This window comes from Amycolatopsis keratiniphila (genome assembly GCF_000400635.2).
GTDB lineage: Bacteria > Actinomycetota > Actinomycetes > Mycobacteriales > Pseudonocardiaceae > Amycolatopsis > Amycolatopsis keratiniphila.
In genome coordinates, this window is the sequence record NC_021252.1 from 8,654,857 (window position 1) to 8,674,903 (window position 20,047).

General features: G+C 67.9%; 19 protein-coding genes. 13 read left to right on the top strand and 6 right to left on the bottom strand.

Annotation, left to right across the window (positions count from 1 at the left end):
• Positions 1 to 66: 66 nt before the first annotated feature.
• The 3 genes from AORI_RS80245 to AORI_RS80255 all read left to right on the top strand — a co-directional run bounded on the left by AORI_RS80245 (position 67) and on the right by AORI_RS80255 (position 4,392).
• Positions 67 to 1,188: an LLM class flavin-dependent oxidoreductase gene (locus tag AORI_RS80245; RefSeq protein ID WP_016338089.1), complete on the top strand. Its 1,122-nt coding sequence runs from the start codon at positions 67 to 69 to the stop codon at positions 1,186 to 1,188.
• A gap of 437 nt (positions 1,189 to 1,625) precedes the next feature.
• The gene (locus AORI_RS80250) at positions 1,626 to 2,879 is read left to right on the top strand and encodes an MFS transporter (protein WP_016338090.1); all 1,254 of its coding nucleotides are present in this window, start codon (positions 1,626 to 1,628) and stop codon (positions 2,877 to 2,879) included.
• 202 nt (positions 2,880 to 3,081) lie between these two features.
• Positions 3,082 to 4,392 (top strand): GGDEF domain-containing protein, encoded by a 1,311-nt coding sequence (locus AORI_RS80255; RefSeq protein WP_016338091.1) that lies wholly within the window; start codon positions 3,082 to 3,084, stop codon positions 4,390 to 4,392.
• Here the strand turns inward: AORI_RS80255 and AORI_RS80260 are convergent.
• Positions 4,389 to 4,970 carry a TetR/AcrR family transcriptional regulator gene (locus AORI_RS80260; protein WP_016338092.1) on the bottom strand — a complete coding sequence of 194 codons (582 nt, stop codon included), beginning with the start codon at positions 4,968 to 4,970 and terminating at the stop codon, positions 4,389 to 4,391. The genes AORI_RS80255 and AORI_RS80260 overlap by 4 nt on opposite strands.
• Positions 4,971 to 5,104: 134 nt before the next feature.
• Here AORI_RS80260 and AORI_RS80265 point away from each other — a divergent pair, with 134 nt between their 5' ends.
• Positions 5,105 to 6,331: a lipase family protein gene (locus AORI_RS80265; protein WP_043848462.1), complete on the top strand. Its 1,227-nt coding sequence runs from the start codon at positions 5,105 to 5,107 to the stop codon at positions 6,329 to 6,331.
• A 68-nt stretch (positions 6,332 to 6,399) separates the two neighbouring features.
• On the opposite strand, the gene AORI_RS80270 is transcribed toward AORI_RS80265, so the two are convergent.
• Entirely contained in the window at positions 6,400 to 6,807 is a 408-nt protein-coding gene (locus tag AORI_RS80270; RefSeq protein WP_043849253.1) for a DUF3151 domain-containing protein, read from the bottom strand.
• A gap of 394 nt (positions 6,808 to 7,201) precedes the next feature.
• Here AORI_RS80270 and AORI_RS80275 point away from each other — a divergent pair, with 394 nt between their 5' ends.
• A complete protein-coding gene (locus tag AORI_RS80275) occupies positions 7,202 to 8,407 on the top strand; it encodes a hypothetical protein (protein WP_016338095.1) in 1,206 nt (401 codons plus the stop codon).
• Positions 8,408 to 8,410: 3 nt separating this feature from the next.
• Here the strand turns inward: AORI_RS80275 and AORI_RS82325 are convergent, their stop codons facing one another.
• From AORI_RS82325 to AORI_RS80290, 3 genes are all read right to left on the bottom strand, one after another.
• Positions 8,411 to 9,517: an ATP-binding protein gene (locus tag AORI_RS82325; RefSeq protein WP_228688431.1), complete on the bottom strand. Its 1,107-nt coding sequence runs from the start codon at positions 9,515 to 9,517 to the stop codon at positions 8,411 to 8,413.
• Positions 9,518 to 9,915: 398 nt separating this feature from the next.
• The gene (gene fbaA / locus AORI_RS80285; RefSeq protein WP_016338097.1) at positions 9,916 to 10,947 is read right to left on the bottom strand and encodes a class II fructose-bisphosphate aldolase; all 1,032 of its coding nucleotides are present in this window, start codon (positions 10,945 to 10,947) and stop codon (positions 9,916 to 9,918) included.
• An 83-nt stretch (positions 10,948 to 11,030) separates the two neighbouring features.
• Positions 11,031 to 11,852: an LLM class F420-dependent oxidoreductase gene (locus AORI_RS80290; protein WP_016338098.1), complete on the bottom strand. Its 822-nt coding sequence runs from the start codon at positions 11,850 to 11,852 to the stop codon at positions 11,031 to 11,033.
• 50 nt (positions 11,853 to 11,902) lie between these two features.
• Between AORI_RS80290 and AORI_RS80295 the strand changes: the two genes are divergently transcribed.
• The 6 genes from AORI_RS80295 to AORI_RS80320 all read left to right on the top strand — a co-directional run bounded on the left by AORI_RS80295 (position 11,903) and on the right by AORI_RS80320 (position 17,750).
• Positions 11,903 to 12,817, top strand: coding sequence for an aldo/keto reductase (locus AORI_RS80295; protein ID WP_016338099.1), 915 nt, complete (start codon positions 11,903 to 11,905; stop codon positions 12,815 to 12,817).
• Positions 12,818 to 12,969: 152 nt separating this feature from the next.
• Complete coding sequence (locus AORI_RS80300) at positions 12,970 to 13,860, top strand: SDR family oxidoreductase (RefSeq protein WP_016338100.1); 891 nt, start codon at positions 12,970 to 12,972, stop codon at positions 13,858 to 13,860.
• A 3-nt stretch (positions 13,861 to 13,863) separates the two neighbouring features.
• Positions 13,864 to 14,337: a pyridoxamine 5'-phosphate oxidase family protein gene (locus AORI_RS80305; protein ID WP_016338101.1), complete on the top strand. Its 474-nt coding sequence runs from the start codon at positions 13,864 to 13,866 to the stop codon at positions 14,335 to 14,337.
• Between the two features lie 79 nt (positions 14,338 to 14,416).
• The gene (locus AORI_RS80310; RefSeq protein WP_016338102.1) at positions 14,417 to 15,886 is read left to right on the top strand and encodes a flavin-containing monooxygenase; all 1,470 of its coding nucleotides are present in this window, start codon (positions 14,417 to 14,419) and stop codon (positions 15,884 to 15,886) included.
• Positions 15,883 to 16,749, top strand: a complete 867-nt coding sequence (locus AORI_RS80315; protein WP_016338103.1) for a metal-dependent hydrolase — start codon at positions 15,883 to 15,885, stop codon at positions 16,747 to 16,749. The genes AORI_RS80310 and AORI_RS80315 overlap by 4 nt, the downstream gene beginning before the upstream one ends.
• Entirely contained in the window at positions 16,749 to 17,750 is a 1,002-nt protein-coding gene (locus tag AORI_RS80320; RefSeq protein WP_043848463.1) for a PDR/VanB family oxidoreductase, read from the top strand. The genes AORI_RS80315 and AORI_RS80320 overlap by 1 nt, the downstream gene beginning before the upstream one ends.
• Positions 17,751 to 17,754: 4 nt before the next feature.
• Here AORI_RS80320 and AORI_RS80325 read toward each other — a convergent pair whose 3' ends face one another.
• On the bottom strand, positions 17,755 to 18,039 hold the full coding sequence (locus AORI_RS80325) for a YciI family protein (protein WP_043849254.1): 285 nt from the start codon (positions 18,037 to 18,039) through the stop codon (positions 17,755 to 17,757).
• A gap of 140 nt (positions 18,040 to 18,179) precedes the next feature.
• Between AORI_RS80325 and AORI_RS80330 the strand changes: the two genes are divergently transcribed.
• Positions 18,180 to 18,755: a SigE family RNA polymerase sigma factor gene (locus tag AORI_RS80330; protein WP_007032484.1), complete on the top strand. Its 576-nt coding sequence runs from the start codon at positions 18,180 to 18,182 to the stop codon at positions 18,753 to 18,755.
• 91 nt (positions 18,756 to 18,846) lie between these two features.
• A complete protein-coding gene (gene nagA, locus AORI_RS80335; RefSeq protein WP_016338106.1) occupies positions 18,847 to 20,031 on the top strand; it encodes an N-acetylglucosamine-6-phosphate deacetylase in 1,185 nt (394 codons plus the stop codon).
• Positions 20,032 to 20,047: the final 16 nt, after the last annotated feature.

Genomic DNA, 20,047 nt, shown 5'->3' on the forward strand with positions numbered 1-20,047 from the left:
GTTGCCACGGCGAGGAACCGGCGCGTACTCGTCGAAACAGGGGGACACGGACGAGAGGGACGGACGATGCCGGTCGAATTCCTGGGTATCGGAGGCACCAACGACGGTTCGGAGACACATCCGCGGTCGGGCGGCGTCTTCGACAAGGACTACACACTGCGCCTCGCGCGGGCACACGAGGAATTCGGCTGGGACCGGGTGCTGTTCGCGTACGGCTCCAGCGGTCCGGACCCGGCGCAGGCGGCGGCATACGTCGCGTCGAAGCTCGACAAGCTCCAGATCCTGCTGGCGCACCGGCCGAACGTGTCGTACCCGACCTTCGCGGCGAAGACGTTCGCCACGCTGGACCAGCTCTCGGACGGGAGGCTCACGGTCCACTTCATCACCGGCGGCAGCGATCACGAGCAGCAGCGCGAAGGCGACTACCTCACGAAGGACGAGCGCTACTCACGCACGCGCGAGTACATCCAGATCGTGAAGCGGGCTTGGACGTCCGAAGAGCCCTTCGACCACGAAGGCGAGCACTACCGCTTCGCCGACTTCGTCCTCGACGTCCGGCCTGTCCAGCAGCCACGGCCTGGCGTCTCGTTCGGTGGCTCGTCTCCGGCGGCGTACGCGGCGGGCGGGGCCGAAGCGGACATCTTCTGCCTCTGGGGCGAGCCCCTCGCGCAAACGGCCGAGCAGATCGAGTCCGTCAAGGCCGCCGCGAAGGCCGCTGGGCGGTCCGACGTCCCGCGCATCCAGGTCGCGTTCCGCCCGATCATCGCGCCGACCGAGGAACTCGCCTGGGAGAAGGCTCATCGCACGGTCGACGCGATCAAGTCCCGGACGAGCGGAGGCAAGCAGCTGACCCGGCGGCATTCGCTCACGAATCCGGAGAACACCGGCTCGCAGCGGCTCCTCGCGGTCGCCGCCGAGGGCGAACGGTTCGACCGGGCGCTGTGGACCCCGACGGCGGCCGCGACCGGCGGCGCGGGCAACTCCAACGCCCTGGTCGGCACGCCCGAAACCGTCGCGCAGGCCCTGCTCGACTACTACGACCTCGGCGTCGACATCCTTTCCGCCCGCGGCTACGACATGCTCGGCGACACGATCGACTTCGGCCGTCACGTCATCCCGATCGTGCGCGAAGAGGTCGCCAAACGCGACGCGGCTTCGGCGCGCGAGGTGCTCGCCGTCGACGGCTGAGCCGTTCACTCCACCGGATGGCGGTCCGGTCATCCATTCGGCGCACTACGGCGGCCGCCCCAAATCGCTTCGGCCGTCGCGGAGCGGAGTCGAAACCCGTTCGGCCCCAGGCGGCGCGGGGCCGCGCGCGGACCGCCGTCGCGATGCGGCATCCCCGCCCCGGGTGACGCCGTTCTGGCCGCCTTTTCCCGGCGAAAAGCCCGGAACGACCCAAAAGTGCTGGTCTGAACCGCCTTGCCGGTCACCGGGACATCTTCTCGGGCGGCCGGTCATCCACGAAAAAGATCTCCAACTCCAGAAACCCGGCGAAAGAACCTAGCCAATCACCAACAGTCAGGAGACACTTACGTGAACGAATGACGCTTCGTGACTAGCTCGTGACCGCGTTACTCTCGGTCACGAGTTTCTCGCGTAATAAGGACCCTATTGGGGGCAACATGGCTTCGGCCGGACGGGTCACTTACCGAGAGGTGTTCGGTGTAGCCGAGTTCCGTTCGCTCTGGTTCGCCGAGCTGTTTTCGATCTTCGGTGATCAACTCGCCAGGGTCGCCCTCTCCGTCCTCGTCTTCACCGAAACCCGCTCCGCGACCCTGACCGGCCTCACCTACGCGCTGACCTACGCCCCGTCGCTGCTCGGCGGCATCTTCCTCACCGGCTTCGCGGACCGGTTCCCCCGGCGGACCGTGATGGTGGTCGTCGACCTGCTTCGGGCCTTGCTGATCGCGCTGGTCGCGGTGCCGGTTCTGCCGTTCTGGGTCCTGTGCGTGCTCGTCGGCGGCGTCTCGCTGCTGAACCCGCCGTTCAAGGCGGCCCAGCTGGCCCTGCTGCCACAGATCCTCGAAGGCGACCGGTTCGTCGTCGGCATGGCGATCCGCAGCATGACCGTCCAATCGGCACAGCTGGCGGGATTCGCCGGCGGCGGTCTCCTGCTGACCGCGCTCGAACCCCATCTCGCCCTCGCGCTGGACGCGGTCACCTTCGTGATCTCGGCGCTGTTCGTCCGGTTCGGGCTGAAGTCGCGTCCCGCCGCGGCGTCCGGAGAGAAGCGCAAGTCGTTCTTCGCGTCGATCGGCTCGGGCGGCAAGATCGTCTTCGCCAGCTCCGGGCTGCGCGCGTTGCTGCTGTTCACCTGGCTGATGGGCCTGCTGCCGGTGTACGAGGGCATCGCGGCGCCCTACGTCGCCTCGTCGGGCGGTGGCCCCGAGATCATCGGCCTGCTGCTGGCCGCCGATCCGATCGGCAGCGTGATCGGGGCGTTCATCTATTCACGCTGGGTGCCGGCGCACGTCAGACCGAAACTGATCGGGCCGCTTTCGGCGCTGACCGCGCTCCCGCTGCTGCTGTGCTTCCTGCAGCCGGGACCGCTGTCGTCGATCGTGTTGTTCGTGTTCTGCGGCGGCTTCGGCACGGTGGCGCTGATGCAGGCGACCGCGTCGCTGACGCTGGCCGTGCCGGACGAGAGCCGGGCACAGGTCATGGGACTGTCGAACACCGGGTTGACCACGACGATGGGCGTGAGTCCGCTGATCGGCGGCATCCTGGCGGACCAGGTGGGACCTCAGTCGACCGTGGGCGTCTTCGGGCTTGCGGGATTGGTGCTGACCGTCCCGCTCGCGCTGAGCTGGTTCCGGAACCTCAGCCGTGACCCGGATCGGTGGCAGGAAAAAGACGCCGCACGCGCAGAACATTGAGGTGTTCCACGCGCCGGCCCGATCGCGCGGACGTCTGGCGCGCGCCCCAGTTCACTGATCCCTACCGGCCATCGCTGGCACCTTTCCCTCGACCTCTCAGAGAAAAGTACACACCTAGGGAGCTTGTCGACAGCCCGCAAGTCGGTAGAAGCTGTCCGTAAGTAGGGGGTTTCGGAGAATGACGCAAGAGTCAGGGGGAAAGATGATCACATCGGAGGAACGCGCTGGACATCGTTCGGCTCTCACGGTAGCGACGTGGGAGCTGTGGAAGAGGCCTAAACACTGGATCGCCTACACCGGGCTGTCCGTCGCGACGATGCTGGCACTGACGGGGGTCTTCGCCACATCCATCGCCATCACGTCTTCGCAGGTCCTGCTGTGTTTCCTACTCGCCGGGCTCGCCATCGCGCACACCGAGGCGACCCGCCGGATCGAGCGCCAGCGGCGCAGCATGAGCGTCACCCCGCATATCAACATGACCTCGGTCTGGGTGCTGCCGGGCGCGATCCTGCTTCCGCCGCAGTTGACCGCGCTTCTCGTAACCGTGATCTATCTTCACCTCGGATACCGCAGCTGGGCGGGCCTTCGCACGGTCAACCCCCACCGGACTGTGGCGAACGCCACATCGATGACGCTGACCGCGTTCGCCGCCTGGGCGACCGTGCAGATCGTCGGCGCCGACATGGCGTCGGTGACCTCGATCTGCGCCGCGAGCATCGCCTTCTTCCTGACGAACGCCGTCTTCACCGGCACCGGCCTGTACTTCGCGGCGCCCAAGAAGGCGACCGTCCAGACGCTCCTCGGCTCTTGGGACGACAACATCCTCGAAGCCTCCACGGTCTGCATCGGCGCGCTCGTGCTCGCCGTCCTGCCGCATCAGCCGGTGCTGGTGCTGCTCGTCTTCCTGCCGCTGTACCTGCTGCAGCGTTCGGTGCTGATCAAGCAGCTGGAAGAACTCGCCACCACCGACCAGAAGACCCAGCTCCTCAACGCCACCACCTGGCAGCAGGGCGCCGTCCGCGAGGTCTCCCGCGCCGAGCGCGAGAACGGCCAGTTCGGCGCGCTGATGATCGACCTCGACCACTTCAAGAGCATCAACGACACGTACGGCCACCTGGCGGGCGACGACGTGCTCAAGGGCGTCGCGGCGCTGGTCAAGGCCGAAACCCGGACGCAGGACCTCGCCGGCCGCTTCGGCGGTGAGGAGTTCGTCGTGCTCCTGACCTCGTCTTCGAAGCAGGAGTCCGTCGCGGTCGCCGAGCGGATCCGGCAGCGGATCAGCGAAATGGTCATCAAGACCCAGGACAACGAGGGCAACGCCGTGGTCATCGAGCAGCGGACGGCGTCGGTCGGCGTCGCGACGTACCCGCTCGACGGCCGCACGATCGACGAGGTCATGGCCTCGGCGGACGCGTCGGTCTACGCGGCGAAACGCAACGGCCGCAACCGCGTCGTCTCGTCACCGGATCTCGCTTCGGTCGCCGAAGTAACCCTGGAGGCCGTCGCGGCCTAACGCAGTCTTTCCATCACGTCGGCGGCCGCGGTCCGGAGGCGGACGACGCCGCCGACGGTGAATTCGGTGAGCAGGTCGATGAGCGCGTCCGCGTCGGGCGGCTCACCGTCCCAGCTCGCCTGGACGAGCGCCTCGGTCATCGCGAAGAACAGCGTGACCAGCGCCTTGTCCGCGCGGCCGGAGTCGACGCCGTGGCGTGCCCAGCGCTGCCGGCTCGCCTCTGTGTAGACGGCCGCCAGCCGTTCCCGAAGCCGGGTGAGGGCCGGGTCGCCCATGCGCTCCGCTTCGCGCAACACGGGGAACGCGTCGGGATTCGCCGCGACGAAGGCGAACATGTTGGCGTAGTTGGCGCGGGCCCAGGACCGGAGCTCGGGCTGCGAGAGGTCGAGGGCGGGCGCGCCGATCGCCTCGAAGGCGCGTTCCTCGATGTCCGCGACGACCTGGGCGAACAACGTCGTGCGATCGCCGAACTGCTCGTAGACGGCCTGGCGGGACACCCCCGCGCGCCGGGCGATCTGCTCGATCGTCGCGGCCTGCGCGCCGTGCACCGCGAAGACGCCTGCCGCCGAACCCAGCACCCGCGCCCGTTGCTCGCCGATCGGGAGTTTGCGGGGTCTCCCTCGCGGCGCCGGACTTGACATTGTGCGCCACCTCACTGACTCTCTTTTTCGACACGTCTGTCGAAAATGTTTGTGCTCAACGAGGAGCAAGCATGCGTCCAGGATCCCGGCGCGGTGTGTCCGCCGCCGTCTCAGCGGCCACCATCGCGGCCCTGCTGACCTTCGGGGCACCGCAGGCCGGAGCCGCCCCGTCCTTCTACGATCCCCCGTCGCCACTGCCCGCGGGTGCTCCCGGCGACATCATCCGGCACGAGCCGTCCACCTTCTACGTCGATCCCGTCAAACTCATCAAGGCCGACGCGGACGTCCAGCGGATCATGTATCGCAGCACCGACACCCACGGCCGGGCCAACGCCGTGACCGGCACCGTCCTCACCCCGAAGAAGGCGTGGACCGGCGCGGGCGAGCGGCCGGTCATCGGCTACGCGGCCGGGACGCAGGGCGTCGGCGACCAGTGCGCGCCGTCGAAAGCGCTCGCGGCGGGCATGGAGTACGAAGGGCCCTTCATCGCCGGGCTGCTGCTTCGCGGCTACGGCGTCGTCGTCACCGACTATGAAGGCCTCGGCACTCCCGGCGTCCACACGTACGTCAACCGCGTCGCCGAGGGCAACGCCGTCCTCGACTCGATCCGCGCGGCGCAGCGCCTGCCCGAAGCGAACCTGCCGGACAACGGCCCGGTCGCGACCGCGGGCTACTCACAGGGCGGCGGGGCGTCGGCGTCGGCCGCCGAACTCCAGCCGTCCTACGCGCCCGAGCTCAAGCTGAAGGGCTCGTACGCGGGCGCCGTCCCGGCCGACCTGGCCGAAGTCGGCAAGAACATCGACGGGCACTACGCGTTCGGGTTCCTCGGATTCACGCTGGTCAGCATGGACGCGGCGTACCCGGAACTGAACATCCCGGCCCTGCTGAACGCGAAGGGTGCCGAAGCGTTCGAGAAGGTCAAGCAGGAGTGCACGGGGGACGCGATCTTCGCGCACGCGTTCACGCAGTCGAAGGACCTGACGAAGGACGGCCGGCCGCTGACCGCGTACCTCGGCGAAGAGCCGTACAAGACGCGAGTCGGCGAGCAGCTCATCGGTGCGCGTAAGCCGGGCGCGCCGACGCTGGTCGTCCACAGTGCTCTCGACGACATCGTCCCGTACGCGCAGGGGCGGACCATGGCGCGCTCTTGGTGCGAGAAGGGCGCGAAGGTGCAGTTCTCGACTTCGCTGGTTCCGACGCACGTGGGCGGGGCGATCCGGGCGTTCCCGGAGGCTTTCGCTTGGCTTGAGGGTCGCTTCGCGGGGCTGCCGGCCTTCGGGAACTGCGGCCTGTTCTAGCGAGGCCGATCGGTCCAGGTGGTCGTGAGTGACGATTCGGGTTAGAACCCGAATCGCCACTCACGACGTCACTTGAGGCCGGTGGCTTCCGCCGCGGCGGGGTCCGAGTCGCTCAGGAAGGTCTTGCAGCGGTCGTACTCCTCGGTCTCGCCGATCTTGCCGGCGGCCTTGCCGAGGACGGAGAGGGAACGCAGGAAACCCTGGTTCGGGCGGTGCGACCACGGCACCGGCCCGTGTCCCTTCCAGCCCGCGCGGCGAAGCTGGTCGAGACCGCGGTGGTAACCGGTGCGGGCGTACGCGTACGCGGCGACGGTCTCGCCCGCGTCGAGCGCCTTCTCGGCGAGGGCGGCCCACGCCTCGCTGTAGTCGGGGTGCTCGGCGGCGACGGCGGCGGGATCGGTCCCGGCGTCCAGCGCCGCCTGTGCGGCGGTGTGCTCGGGGAGATGCGTCGGCTGGGGGCCGAGGAGGTTCGTCATACCGGCCATTGTGCAGACCCGTCTCCCCAAGGGCGCGCAGCGCCCGACGGAGACTTCACATCGCGCGCCCTCTGTCGGCCGGAGGCCACGAAAGTTCGATGAAGGGGCGCATCTCGGAGCACACGACCACCGTATGGAACGGCGCCCCTTCGGCGAGCTTTCGTCAGCGCGCGATCAGCAGCGCTGTGACTAGAAGAACAGGCTCCCGAGAATGCCCCCACCGGCCAGCACCAGAGCGGCGACGAGGACCGCCGCGACGAGTCGTTTCGGCATCATGGCGGCACACCTTGCCCTGCTTCGCACGCCGACCGCAAATCCACCACCCCTACGGGTGAACCCCGATTTTCGACCCCAAATGCCCATCCCGTGATCTGGAGCAGGGAAGATGACCCGCATGACAAAGGCGACAGAAGTGACCGGGGACCTTTCGCCGGGTGTCATCCCCCGCAGCCCGATCGCGAAGACGAGGCTGTTCTTCAAGCTCCATTGGCACCGCGGCGCGCCTGGACAGGCGACGCCGGACTGGGTGCTGAAGTTCTGCTACTCGATGTGGCTGGCCGCGTTCGCCTTCAAGCTGGTGGGCTCGTCCTGGGACATGTCGTGGCATTTCATGTGGCTGCGCGACGACCTCGCCCCGCCGCATCTGATCAACACCGTCGGCACGGTGATCATCATGGTTCTGGTGGCGATCCACAGCTACACCGGCATGGGTGCCGACCGGCGTTCGCTGCGGCTGATGCAGATCGGGCTCGTGGTGTTCCTCATCGCGGCGCCGCTGGACGTCATCAACCACCGCGTCAACGGTCTCGACCTGACCGCGTGGAGCCCGTCGCACATGATGCTCTACATCGGAACGGGCATCATGCAGGCCGGCGTGATCATGGGCTGGCTGAAGTACGCCAAGCCCGGCCGCCTGCGCACCGGTGTCCTGATCGGACTGTGGGCGTTCTTCCTGGAGAACACCTTCTTCCCGAACGGTCAGCAGGAGTACGGCATCCTCGGCCTGCGCGCCTGGGAGCGCGGCACGCCCGAGGCCGAGCCCGAGCTGCTGAACTTCGCCGCCAACCAGATCGGGCATCCGGTCGACCGGGTGGCCGTCGAGTACTTCACGATGCCGATCGACGACTGGGTGTACCCGCTGTGGGGCATCGGCGTGATGGCGCTGATCTTCGCGCTGGCGCGGCACACGACCGGTTTCCGCTGGGCGGGCACGACGGTCGCCGCCGCGTATCTCGCGTACCGGCTGGTGATGTGGCCGCTGCTGTTCGGGATGGGTTTCCCGGTCTCGGTGGTGCCGTTCTACCTGCTGGCCGTCGGACTCGCCGTCGACCTGGCGTTCCGCATCGGCCGGGGTCATCCGCTGCTGACGGCGGGCGCGGGCGCGCTGCTGGTGACGGCGTTCGGCTACGGGATGCTGTGGGTGCAGTCGCAGTTCCGGCCGTGGATCCTCGGCGACGCACTCACGGAATCGGCGCCGCCGGTGGCCTACTGGACGGCCGCGGTCTGCCTGGCCGGGGTCGGCGTGCTGTGGGCCGCCGCCGGTCCGGGGACGCGGGCGATGAACTCGGCGCTGGAGAAGCGCCGCGCACGCGCCGCCTGAGGCTCACGCGGCCGGATCATGCCCGGCCCGCCACAAGGAATCGAGCGGGAGCGCCATCAGCCGATCACCGAAGCTGATGGCGCCCTGGCTCCCTGTGTGCAAGACGATTCCTTGCGTGAACTGATCGCCGAGAAGGTCTCTTAACTGGGCGAGGCCGCGGAAGTCCGCCGCGGTCACGGTGTCTCGCGCGTTCGCTTCGACGCCCACGACCTGTCCGTCGTCCCGTTCCATGACCACGTCGACCTCCGCGCCACCGCTCACTCGCCAGTGGTGCAACCGAACCTCGGCTTCGCTCCACGTCGCTTGCTTGGCCAGTTCATTGACGATGAAGGTCTCGACAAGGGGTCCACGGGTCGGTGCCACGGGCTTCGCCAGGGATTCCGGTGACACGCCCAGCAAGGAAGCGGCGAGTCCCGTGTCGGTGAGGTGCAGCTTGGCGTGTTTCACCGCCCGGGACGTCAGATTTCGCGACCATGCCGGGAGCCGGTGGACCAGGAACACCGCTTCGAGCAATTCGACGTACTTGTTCACCGTGGTGCGGTGAAGACCTGTCCTGGTCGACGTGTTCACGCTGTTGTGCTCTTGCGCTGTGATGGAGGCCAGGTAAGCCAGTAAGGCCGTCATCGCGCTGGGTTCATTGACCCTGGACATCTCCCGGATGTCGCGCTCCGCGATGGCCTGCACGTAGGCGCGGAACCAGGCTTTGCGCGCACGCGCGCCGCCGAGAAGCGCGGGTTCGGGAAAACCTCCGCGACAGATCCGCGCGAAGTAGTCCGCGCGATCGACGTTCGCGGGACCGAGGCCCAGCAAACGGCCGGGTTCGTCGAAAACGACATCGATGAACCGCTCGAACCGCCCCTCGAACTCCCCCTGCGAAAACGGCCATACGTCGACGACGACGCCCCGGCCCGCCAAGGACTCCGAAAGGCTGGGAGTCGCCAGGAACCTGGTGGACCCGGCCAGGACGTAGCGTCCTGGCCCGCTCTCCGCGTCGACCTCCGCCTTGATCGCTCTGATCAGCGGGTCCCCTGCCCGTTGCACCTCGTCGATGAGCCTGGGCTCCGGGCCGGTACCGGCGAATCCGACGGGGTCCTCGATGGCCGCTTGCAGAAGTTGCTCGTCGTCGAGGTTGAGGAGGTACCACCGTGACGCCGGTGGAGATGCCTGAGCATGGTCGTCTTACCGGCCTGACGCGGGCCGTTGAGGATCACGATGCGAAAGCTCGCCAAGTACTCCTCGGCGACGGCGCAACTGGCCCGTACCAGGTCCGATTCGGCCATAGCTTCTCGAAATGCCGGAGGTCGTGTACATCTCACAGTACCCTCGACCGACATTTCACGACCAGGCTAACCGACATTCCACAGCGCAAGTGACCGACATTTTGCTGATCTTGAAACCGCTGGTCTCAGCCACGCTCCGAGTACGTGAAGGCTCCCTTCCTTGCGTCCAGCGCAAGGAAGGGAGCCTTCACGTACTTCCCGCATTCAGAGGACTAAATGCGGAACGGGTCAGGAGAGCTTCTTGCCGGCCGAGCCCAGCGACTGAGCGGCCTCGACGACGCGCGTGGCCATGGCAGCCTCCGCGGCCTTCAGGTAGCTACGCGGGTCGTAGACCTTCTTGTTGCCGACCTCGCCGTCGATCTTCAGGACACCGTCGTAGTTCTTGAAGAAGTGGTCCGCGATGGGCCGGGTGAAGGCGTACTGGGTGTCGGTGTCGACGTTCATCTTCACGACGCCGTACGACACCGCCTCGCGGATCTCCTCCGGCAGCGAGCCGGAACCGCCGTGGAAGACCAGCTCGAACGGCTTCGAGCCGGCCGGGAGGCCGAGCTTCTTCGCAGCCGCCTCCTGGCCGCCCTTGAGCACGTCCGGGCGCAGCTTCACGTTGCCGGGCTTGTAGACGCCGTGCACGTTGCCGAAGGTCGCGGCCAGCAGGTAGCGGCCGTTCTCGCCGGAGCCGAGCGCGTCGATCGTCTTCAGGAAGTCGCCCTCGGCGGTGTACAGCTTCTCGTTGATCTCGGCCTCGACGCCGTCTTCCTCGCCGCCAACGACGCCGATCTCGACCTCGAGGATGATGTTCGCGGCAGCGGCCTTGGCGAGCAGCTCCTGCGCGATCTCGAGGTTCTCGTCGAGGTCGATCGCGGAACCGTCCCACATGTGGCTCTGGAACAGCGGGTTCTGGCCGTTCTTGACCCGCTCCGCCGAGATCTCGATCAGCGGGCGGACGAAGCCGTCGAGCTTGTCCTTCGGGCAGTGGTCGGTGTGCAGCGCGACGTTCACGTCGTACTTGGCGGCGACGACCTGGGCGAACTCGGCGAGCGCGACCGAACCGGTCACCATGTCCTTGACCTTCTGGCCGGACGCGAACTCCGCGCCGCCGGTGGAGAACTGGATGATCCCGTCGCTCTCCGCCTCGGCGAACCCGCGAATGGCGGCGTTCAGGGTCTCCGACGAGGTCACGTTGATGGCCGGGTAGGCGAATTCGTTCGCCTTCGCCCGGTCGAGCATCTCCGCGTAGACCTCGGGGGTGGCGATGGGCATCGTTTACTCCTCCTCGAAGCAGGCTGGTGCACCTCTCGGCCGCATCGTACGAGGTCGGCCGGGAGGTGCCTACAGCCGTCGCGTCAGAGGAGGACCGCGGCGAGCGCGCGGTAGACCGGCAGGGGGTCGGAGTTCAGTACCTGGATGTTCACGTGGTCCGCCCCGGCTTCGATATGCGCGGTGACGCCGCGGGCGACGGTCTCGGCGTCGCCGTAGACGGCCAGCGCGTCGATCAGCTTGTCGCTGCCCTCGCCAGCCAGGTCCTCGTCGGTGAAACCGAGTTTCCGCAGGGAGTTCGTGTAGTTGACGAGGCCGAGGTAGAACTTGACGGTGGCCCGCCCGATCTCCCTGGCCTTCGCCGGATCGGCCTCGAGGACGACCTTCTGCTCGGGCGCGAGCAGCGGTCCTTCGCCGAGGATCTCGCGCGCCTGACGGGTGTGCTCGGGCGTCATCAGGTACGGGTGGGCTCCCGCTGTGCGGTCTCCTGCGAGTTTGATCACCTTAGGGCCGAGAGCGGCGAGGGCGCGGCCTTCGACAGGTACTCCGGCGGCGTCGAGCGCGTCGAGGTACTCGACCAGGGCCGCGTACGGCTTCTTGAACTCGGCGGTGTGCTCCCGGTGCCCGGCGCCGATCCCGAGCAGGAAGCGGCCCGGGTGCTTCGCTTCGATGCGCTTGTACGACTCGGCGACCGTGGCCGCGTCGTCCTTCCAGATGTTGACGATGCCGGTGGCCACCTTGATCGTCTTCGTGGCGTCGAGCAGCTCCTCCGCCTTCACCAGGTCGCCGTCCGGTGAGCCACCCAGCCAGATCGCGCCGTAGCCGAGTTCCTCCAGCTCACGGGCGATCTCCGGGGTGAAGACGGATTCGTGCTGCCAGATGCCGATCCTGCCGAGTTCGATTCCCATGCTTCGAGCCAACACACCGGGCGGGCGATGTCTTCCCTTATGTTCGAACCATGGCGAAACTCGGGAACACCGACCTCGACGTCCACGGGATCAACCTCGGCGGAAACGTCTTCGGCTGGACCGCGGACGAGGAGCAGTCCTTCGCCGTCCTCGACGCCTACACGGCGGCGGGCGGCAACTTCATCGACACCGCCGACCTCTATTCGGCAGGCGGTTCCGAGACGATCATCGGCAACTGGCTGGCCAAGCGCGGCCGTCGTGACGACGTCGTCATCGCGACCAAGACCGGTATGTGGGAGGAGCGCAAGGGGCTGTCGGCCGCGAACATCGCGGCGGCGGCCGAAGACTCACTGCGACGGCTCCGTACCGATCACATCGACCTCTACTACGCGCACATCGACGATCCGGACACGCCCGTCGAGGAGACGGTACGGGCCTTCGACGCGCTCGTGCGCGCGGGCAAGGTGCGCTACGTAGCGGCGTCGAACTACTCCGCCGAACGACTGACCGAAGCACTGTCCATTTCGGACCGTGAAGGGCTGGCGAAGTACGTCGCGTTGCAGCCGCACTACAACCTCGTCGAGCGGGACTACGAGCAGGACCTGGCGCCGGCGGTCGAGCGTGAAGGGCTGACCACGCTGTCGTATTTCTCGCTGGCCAAGGGTTTCCTCGCCGGAAAGTACCGGTCGAAGGACGACCTCGGGGACAGCCCGCGCGCCGCCCGCGCATCATCCTATTTGGACGAACGGGGCGAGCGGGTGCTCGCGGCGCTCGACGAGGTCGCGGCCTCGCGCGGCGTCCCGGTCGCCGCGGTCTCCCTCGCCTGGCTGTTCGCCCAGCCGACCGTCACCGCGCCCATCGCGAGCGCCCGCTCGGTCGAGCAGCTGAACGACCTCCTGCCCGCCGCCGACCTCGCGCTCACCCCCGAGGAGGTCGACGCCCTTACCGCCGCCTCCGGGAGCTGAAGGGGCCTTTCCCCGCATCTCATGCACTGAAAGGGCCCTTCACCGCGTCACATGCGGTGAAGGGCCCTTTCAGCTCGCCTACTTGCGGGTAGCTTACTCCGGGTAGGTTGGGGTACCGTCCGAAAGCCGTAGGGCTCGGACGAGGAGGCAACGTGGCCAAGAACAGCGTGAACGGCAAGGTCGTCCTGATCACCGGCGCCGCGAGGGGCATCGGCGCGGGGCTCGCCGAGCGCCTGGCCGCGCAGGGCGCGAAGGTCGCCCTGGTCGGCATCGAAGCCAAGGAACAGCAGGCGGTCGCCGACAAGATCGGCCCCAGCGCGCACGCCTGGGAAGCCGACGTCACCAGCTGGGACGACCTCGAACGCGCCACCTCGGGCGTCGTCGAGCACTTCGGCGGGATCGACATCGTCATCGCGAACGCCGGCATCGCGACCTCCGGTTTCGTCCGGTCGGTGGATCCGGCCGCCTTCGAGAAGGTCATCGAGGTCGACCTCCTCGGCGTCTGGCGCACCTTCCGCGTCACCCTTCCGCATGTCATCGACCGCAAGGGCTACCTGCTGGCGATCTCCTCGCTGGCCGCGATCACCCACGCGCCCGGTATGGCCAACTACGCCGCCGCGAAGGCGGGCGTCGAGGCGTTCTGCAACAGCTTCCGCGCCGAAGTCGCCCACCTCGGCGTGAAGGTCGGCGTCGCGCACCCCACCTGGATCCGCACCGACCTCGTCGAGAGCGCCGACCAGCACCCGGTCTTCGGCAAGCTCCGCGCCGGCATGCCCGGCCTGCTCGGCAAGACCTACCCGCTGTCGGTCGCGCTCGACCACCTCCAGGCCGGGGTCAACAAACGCGCCCGCACCGTGCACGTGCCCCGCTGGGTCGGCGGCCTGAAGCTGATCCGCGCGTTCCTGCCGCCGATCATCGAGATCGGCGCGAAGAGCCGGATCAAGAAGGCCGACGCCGCCGCGCTCATGGACATCAAGGAGCGCGGGGCGTACGAATCTTCAGTGACCGGCCAGGCAGGCCGGGCCGCCACACGAAAGGGCTGACGTATGTCCCGTCGCGACCAGATCCGCATGTCACCGGACGAACTCGCCGCCTACCTCGACGAGCAGAAGGTCATCAACGTCGCGACGATCGGCCCAGGCGGCCGCCCGCATCTGGCGCCGCTCTGGTACTACCCGCACGAATCCGGCGTCGCGACCTGGACCTACGGCACATCCCAGAAGGCGAAGAACCTGGAGCGAGACCCCCGCGCCACCGTGCTCATCGAGGACGGCGAGAGCTACGAGAAGCTGCGCGGGGTCTCCCTCGAAGCCGACGTCGAGGTCATCACCGATACGGCCGCGGTCACCCAGATGGGTATCAACCTCATGCAGCGGTACGCGGGCGCGAAGCCCGGGGACCCGGTGCCCGACGAGCTCTCCGGCTTCATCGGCAAGCAGGCCCCGAAGCGGATCGGGCTGATTTTCCGGCCGACCAAGATCGTGAGCTGGGACCACACGAAGCTCGGCGGCACGTACTGACGGGTAGGGAGTACTAGCAAGTAACTGTTACTTCAGGTAACGTCATCTGCGCAAGAAAGCCTCGACGTGGAGGGCGCAGATGACCGAGCGATTCAAGGTCGTGATCGTGGGCACCGGATTCTCCGGGCTCGGCCAGGCCATCCAGCTCGAAAAGGCCGGGATCTCCGACTACGTGATCCTGGAGAAGGCGGACGAAGTCGGCGGTACGTGGCGCGACAACTCGTACCCCGGCTGCGCCTGCGACGTGCAGTCCCACATGTACTCGTTCTCCTACGAGCAGAACCCGGACTGGTCGCGGTCGTTCTCGCCCGCCCCGGAGATCTTCCAGTACCTGAAGGACGTCACCGACAAGTACCGGCTGCGGCGCAAGATCCGCTTCGGGGTCGAGCTCACCGGCGCCACCTGGGACGACACCAAGCGCCGCTGGCACGTGCACACCAAGTCGGGCGAGTTCGAGGCCCAGTTCCTGGTCTCGGGCGTCGGCGGCCTGCACATCCCGCAGGTGCCCCAGCTGCCCGGGATCGAGAAGTTCAAGGGCCAGACCTGGCATTCGGCGCAGTGGAACCACGAGTACGACCTGCGCGGCAAGAAGGTCGCCGTGGTCGGCACCGGCGCGAGCGCGATCCAGTTCGTCCCGAAGATCGCGCCCGAGGTCGACGAGCTGACGCTGTTCCAGCGGACGCCGCCGTGGATCATGCCGAAGCCCGACCACGCCATGCCGGGCTGGGCCAAGACCGCGTTCCGCCGGATCCCCGGCGTGCAACGGCTTTACCGCAACGCGCTGTACTGGTTCCTCGAAGTGCGCGCCGTCGGCTTCAACGGTCACCCCGCGATCATGAAGGCCGGCGAGGTGATCGCGAAGCGCCACATCGGCAAGGCGATCAAGGATCCGAAGCTGCGCAAGAAGGTCACCCCGGACTACACCATGGGCTGCAAGCGGGTGCTGATCTCCAACGACTACTACCCGGCGATCAATCGGTCCAATGTGGACGTCAACACCGAAGGCGTGCGCGAGGTCAAGGCGCACAGCGTCGTCGACGGGAACGGTGTCGAGCACGAGGTCGACGCGATCATCTACGGCACCGGCTTCAAGGTCACGGACGCCTTGGAATACCTGGACATCACCGGGATCGACGGCCGCGACCTCGCCAAGGAATGGGCGACCGAGGGGATGCGCACGCACAAGGGCATCAACGTCGCCGGTTTCCCGAACCTGTTCTTCCTGCTCGGCCCGAACACCGCGCTGGGCCACAATTCCGTGGTCTTCATGATCGAGTCGCAGGCGCGGTACGTCGTCGACGCGATCAAGCTCGCCGATTCGCGGGGCGCCGCCGCGCTCGACGTCCGCCCCGGCGTGCAGGAGAAGTTCCAGCGCGAGATCCAGGACAAACTCGTCAAGGGCGTGTGGACCCAGGGCGGCTGCAAGAGCTGGTACCTCGACGCGAAGGGCGTCAACCGCACGATCTGGCCGGGCTTCACCTGGCGTTACTGGCTCGACACCCGCAAGGTCGACGCCAGCGACTACGAACTCAGCGGGAGGTCTTCGTGACCGATCACGAGCAGATCGTCCTGCACGCCCGCGACGTCGAGTTCGACTGGGCGTCGCTGCCGATGCACTGGATCCCCGGCGAACCGCAGGCGACGCACACGATCAACGTGCTGCATCTCGCGCTGCCGGAGGGCGAACGCTGGTTCGTCGAGGTGTTCAAGCAGGCCGTCCCGCTGATCCGCGACGAGCGGCTCAAGGAGGACGTCCTCGGCTTCATCGGCCAGGAGGCCATGCACGCCGAGGCGCACGACGGCGCGGCGGAACACCTCGAAGCGGCGGGCGTCCACGTGCGGCCGTACATCGCGCAGATGGAGTGGATGTTCCGCCGTCTGCTCGGCGACCGCGAGCTTTCCGCCAAGCGGCGCGAAGAGTGGCTGATCGAACGGCTCGCCGTCATCGCCGCGATCGAGCACTACACCGCTTTCCTCGGCCAGTGGATCCTCGACGCCGAAGCGCTCGACAAGGCGGGCGCCGATCCGACGATGCTGGATCTCCTGCGCTGGCACGGCGCCGAAGAGGTCGAGCACCGCTCGGTCGCCTTCGACCTGTTCATGCACCTCGACGGCCGCTACGCGCGCCGCGTGCGCAGCATGCTCGTGGTGACGCCGGTGCTCGCGTGGGTCTTCTTGCGGGGCACGAGGTTCCTCATGAAGAACGACCCGACCCGGCCGGGCAAGGCGAGTTTCCGGACCTATCTGCGCGTGGCGAAGCTCGGGCTTCTGCCTTCGGGCAAGCAGCTGCGGCGCGAGATCCGGCCGTACTTCCGGAAGTCCTATCACCCCACCGAAACCGGCGACACCGATCAGGCCGTCGCGTACCTCGCGAGCTCGCCGGCCGCGCTGGCCGCCGACGAACCCCGGTGATGACACCGCCGAGGCCGCTGCGGCTCGACGGCAGCGGGCGCACCGACCGCGCGATGGCGTCGCTGACCGGTGTCGTCGCGCTGTACCGCAGGCTCAGCGGGGTGAGCGGCCGTCGCCGTCCGCCTGTGGTCGCCGTCGACCGTGACCTCCCGCTGGTCGTCGACGACCTCCGCGCCCAGGCGGACGGCGTCGCCGTCCTTCGGCTGGTGCACGAACGCGGCGAGCCGCTGCCTCGATGGCGGCCCGGCGCGCACATCGATCTCTCGCCGCGGCCGGGCCTGGTCCGTCAGTACTCCCTGTGCGGCGACCGGGACGACCGCTCGGCCTACCGCGTCGGAGTCCGGTTGCTCGGTGAGGGATCGACGGCGATGCACGCGCTGAAGAAGGGCGCGCGGATCACCGGGCGCGGCCCGCGCAACGCCTTCCCGTTCGTCGAGAGCCCGGCGTACCTGTTCATCGCGGGCGGTATCGGGATCACGCCGATCCTGCCGATGGTGCGGCAGGCGGCCGCCTCTGGCGCGGACTGGCGACTGGTCTACACCGGTCGCGACGAGGCTTCGATGCCGTTCTTGGAGGAATTGTCCGAATTCGGCGATCGGGTGTGGATCCGTCCGGACACGGACTACGGGATCCCCGCGTCGGGCGCGGAATTGCTCGAAGGGGCACCGAGGAGTGCCCCGATCTACTGCTGCGGCCCGGTTCCGATGATCGTGAGCGTCCGGACCGACGCGGCGCTGCGCGGCTCGGGACCGGTGTTCTTCGAGCGGTTCTCGACGCCGCCGATCGTCGGCGGCAAGCCGTTCCGTGTCGAACTCGCCCGCAGCGGCAGGACTCTGGACGTCCCCGCCGACCGGTCGACGCTCGACGTCCTGCGCGAGACCGTGCCCGGCATCGCTTATTCGTGCCGCCAGGGGTTTTGCGGGACGTGCGAACTGCCGACGGTGACCGGCGACCGCGTCCGGGTCTGCGTCGAACGCGAGCCGGTCACCCTCGATCTCTGAGCCGTCAGTCTTCCTTCGGGATCCAGGCGCCGATCACCGGCTTGAACTCGCGTACGGTCCGCTTCGCCACGACACCTTCGAGGTGGTACGGGTCCTGGTCGATGATCTCCAGCAGCGCCGCCTCGTCGGCCGCCTGGTACATCGAGATGCCGCCGGAGCCGTCGCCCAGCGGGCCGCCGAGCGCGACGACGCCCTGGTCGGCGAGGTCGGTGAGGAACTTCCGGTGCCGGGGACGCACGTCCGCCAGCTTCTCCTGCACGTACGTGATCTCCACCAGGAACCAGGCCATCGACATCTCCAAGGTCGTTCCGACAGACGCGCCCAGCTTCTCAGGATCCGATCAGGCAGGACCGTCACCCCACCCGATACGCTGATCGAGCGCCATGCACAGGTTGTGCTTCAAAGGGGTAAATGAACAGGTAGGGGTACATGCTCGAGGGCAATGCGGAACGCAGTGTCGAGGCGACCCTCGGCCATCTGCGCACCATGGACGGACCGGTCACGCCACCGCCGCCTGCGGCACCGCTGACCCTTGAGGATCTCTACCGCCAGCACCGGATGCGGCTCGTCCGGCTGGCCATCCTGCTCGTGGACGAACCGGCGACCGCCGAAGACGTCGTCCAGGAGGCCTTCACCGGGCTTCACCGCAACTGGGGGCGCCTGCGCGACGCCGCCGCGGCCGTCGGATACCTGCGCACCGCCGTGGTCAACGGATCACGCAGCGTGCTGCGCCGCCGCAAGACCGCGCGTGAGTACGTGGCGCCACACGCCGTCAACGCGCGTTCGGCCGAAAGCCTCGCCATGCTGTCGAGTGAACATCAGGCCGTTGTGAGCGCTTTGTCCAAACTGCCCCCTCGCCAGCGCGAGGTTCTGGTCCTCCGTTACTACGGTGGGCTGAGTGAGGCCGAAATCTCGGAGGCCGCCGGGATTTCGAAAGGTACCGTTAAGTCAACCGCCAGCCGGGCGCTCGAAGCACTGCAGAAAGCGATGCAGTCACCGAACTGATGCCCGGCCTTCATCTCGACCGCTGGGTTGTGCCGCCATGCTTGGTCCAGACCAATATATGCTGGGGGGCGTGAGAGGCGCCGGAGATTTCGTGATCGTGGGCGGCCGGGTCGTCGCCCCGGACCGTGTACTCGACGACGGCTGGCTGGCTATCGCCGGCGGCAAGATCGTCCAAGTCGGTTCCGGGACACCCCCGGACATCGATCGCGTCGACGTCGACGGGTGCCTGGTCGTGCCCGGCTTCGTCGACACCCACTGCCACGGCGGTGGGGGCGGATCGTTCTCCAGCGCGAACCCCGAGGAGCTGCTCCGCGCGGTCCGCGCGCACCGGCGGCACGGGACCACGACCATGCTCGGCAGTCTGGTCTCGGACCCCATCCCGGTGCTCAGGGACCAGATCGCGGCCCTGCGTGAGCTGGTCCAAGAGGGTGAACTTGCCGGAATTCACCTTGAAGGACCCTTCATCTCGAAGGCGCGGTGCGGGGCGCACGACCCGGCGACGCTGATCGAGCCGGACACGGCGACGGTCAACGCCTTGCTCGCCGCGGGCCGCGGCGACATCCGGATGGTCACCCTCGCCCCCGAACTGCACGGCGGGATCAAGGCCGTCCGGCAACTGGCCGAATCGGGCGTCATCGCCGCCATCGGGCACACCGACGGCGTCGAGGACCAGATCATCCCCGCGATCGACGCGGGTGCCTCCGTCGCGACGCACCTCTTCAACGCCATGCGGCCACTCCACCACCGCGAGCCGGGCCCGATCGGCGCCCTCCTCGACGACGAACGCATCACCGTCGAGCTGATCTGCGACCTCGTCCACGTGCACCCGACCGTCCTGCGGCTGGCCGCGCACCACGCGGGCAAGGGCCGGACGGTGCTCATCACCGACGCCATGTCGGCCACCGACGCCGCCGACGGCAGCTACATCCTCGGCCGGCTCGAGGTCGACGTCCGCGACGGCGTCGCCACCCTGGCCGGGAACGGTTCGCTGGCGGGCAGCACGCTGACCATGGACGCGGCCTTCCGCAACCTCGTGCGCGGCGCGGGCATCGACCTGCTCGACGCCGTCCGTGCGACCTCCGGGCGCCCCGCCGAACTGCTCGGCATCGCCGACCGGACCGGCTCGCTGCGGGCCGGGCTCGCGGCCGACCTCGTCGTGCTCGACCGCGACCTGCGGCCGGTCAAGGTGCTTCGTCAGGGCGAGTGGGTCGAAGACGACGCTGCGGCTACATTGAGCAGCGCCATCGAAGGCGGTGTGTCGGTCAGCGACGGGTAGCGGCGAAAGGAGTCCG

What these genes read in the sequence shown, in the direction of transcription:
- fbaA (WP_016338097.1), bottom strand. Translation starts at nt 10,947, where the DNA reads ATGCCCATCGCCACCCCCGAGGTCTACGCGGAGATGCTCGACCGGGCG.
- AORI_RS80265 (WP_043848462.1), top strand. Translation starts at nt 5,105, where the DNA reads ATGCGTCCAGGATCCCGGCGCGGTGTGTCCGCCGCCGTCTCAGCGGCC.
- AORI_RS80305 (WP_016338101.1), top strand. Translation starts at nt 13,864, where the DNA reads ATGTCCCGTCGCGACCAGATCCGCATGTCACCGGACGAACTCGCCGCC.
- AORI_RS80250 (WP_016338090.1), top strand. Translation starts at nt 1,626, where the DNA reads ATGGCTTCGGCCGGACGGGTCACTTACCGAGAGGTGTTCGGTGTAGCC.
- AORI_RS80245 (WP_016338089.1), top strand. Translation starts at nt 67, where the DNA reads ATGCCGGTCGAATTCCTGGGTATCGGAGGCACCAACGACGGTTCGGAG.
- AORI_RS80295 (WP_016338099.1), top strand. Translation starts at nt 11,903, where the DNA reads ATGGCGAAACTCGGGAACACCGACCTCGACGTCCACGGGATCAACCTC.
- AORI_RS80290 (WP_016338098.1), bottom strand. Translation starts at nt 11,852, where the DNA reads ATGGGAATCGAACTCGGCAGGATCGGCATCTGGCAGCACGAATCCGTC.
- AORI_RS80325 (WP_043849254.1), bottom strand. Translation starts at nt 18,039, where the DNA reads ATGGCCTGGTTCCTGGTGGAGATCACGTACGTGCAGGAGAAGCTGGCG.
- AORI_RS80255 (WP_016338091.1), top strand. Translation starts at nt 3,082, where the DNA reads ATGATCACATCGGAGGAACGCGCTGGACATCGTTCGGCTCTCACGGTA.
- AORI_RS80310 (WP_016338102.1), top strand. Translation starts at nt 14,417, where the DNA reads ATGACCGAGCGATTCAAGGTCGTGATCGTGGGCACCGGATTCTCCGGG.
- AORI_RS80330 (WP_007032484.1), top strand. Translation starts at nt 18,180, where the DNA reads ATGCTCGAGGGCAATGCGGAACGCAGTGTCGAGGCGACCCTCGGCCAT.
- AORI_RS80275 (WP_016338095.1), top strand. Translation starts at nt 7,202, where the DNA reads ATGACAAAGGCGACAGAAGTGACCGGGGACCTTTCGCCGGGTGTCATC.
- AORI_RS80320 (WP_043848463.1), top strand. Translation starts at nt 16,749, where the DNA reads ATGACACCGCCGAGGCCGCTGCGGCTCGACGGCAGCGGGCGCACCGAC.
- AORI_RS80270 (WP_043849253.1), bottom strand. Translation starts at nt 6,807, where the DNA reads ATGACGAACCTCCTCGGCCCCCAGCCGACGCATCTCCCCGAGCACACC.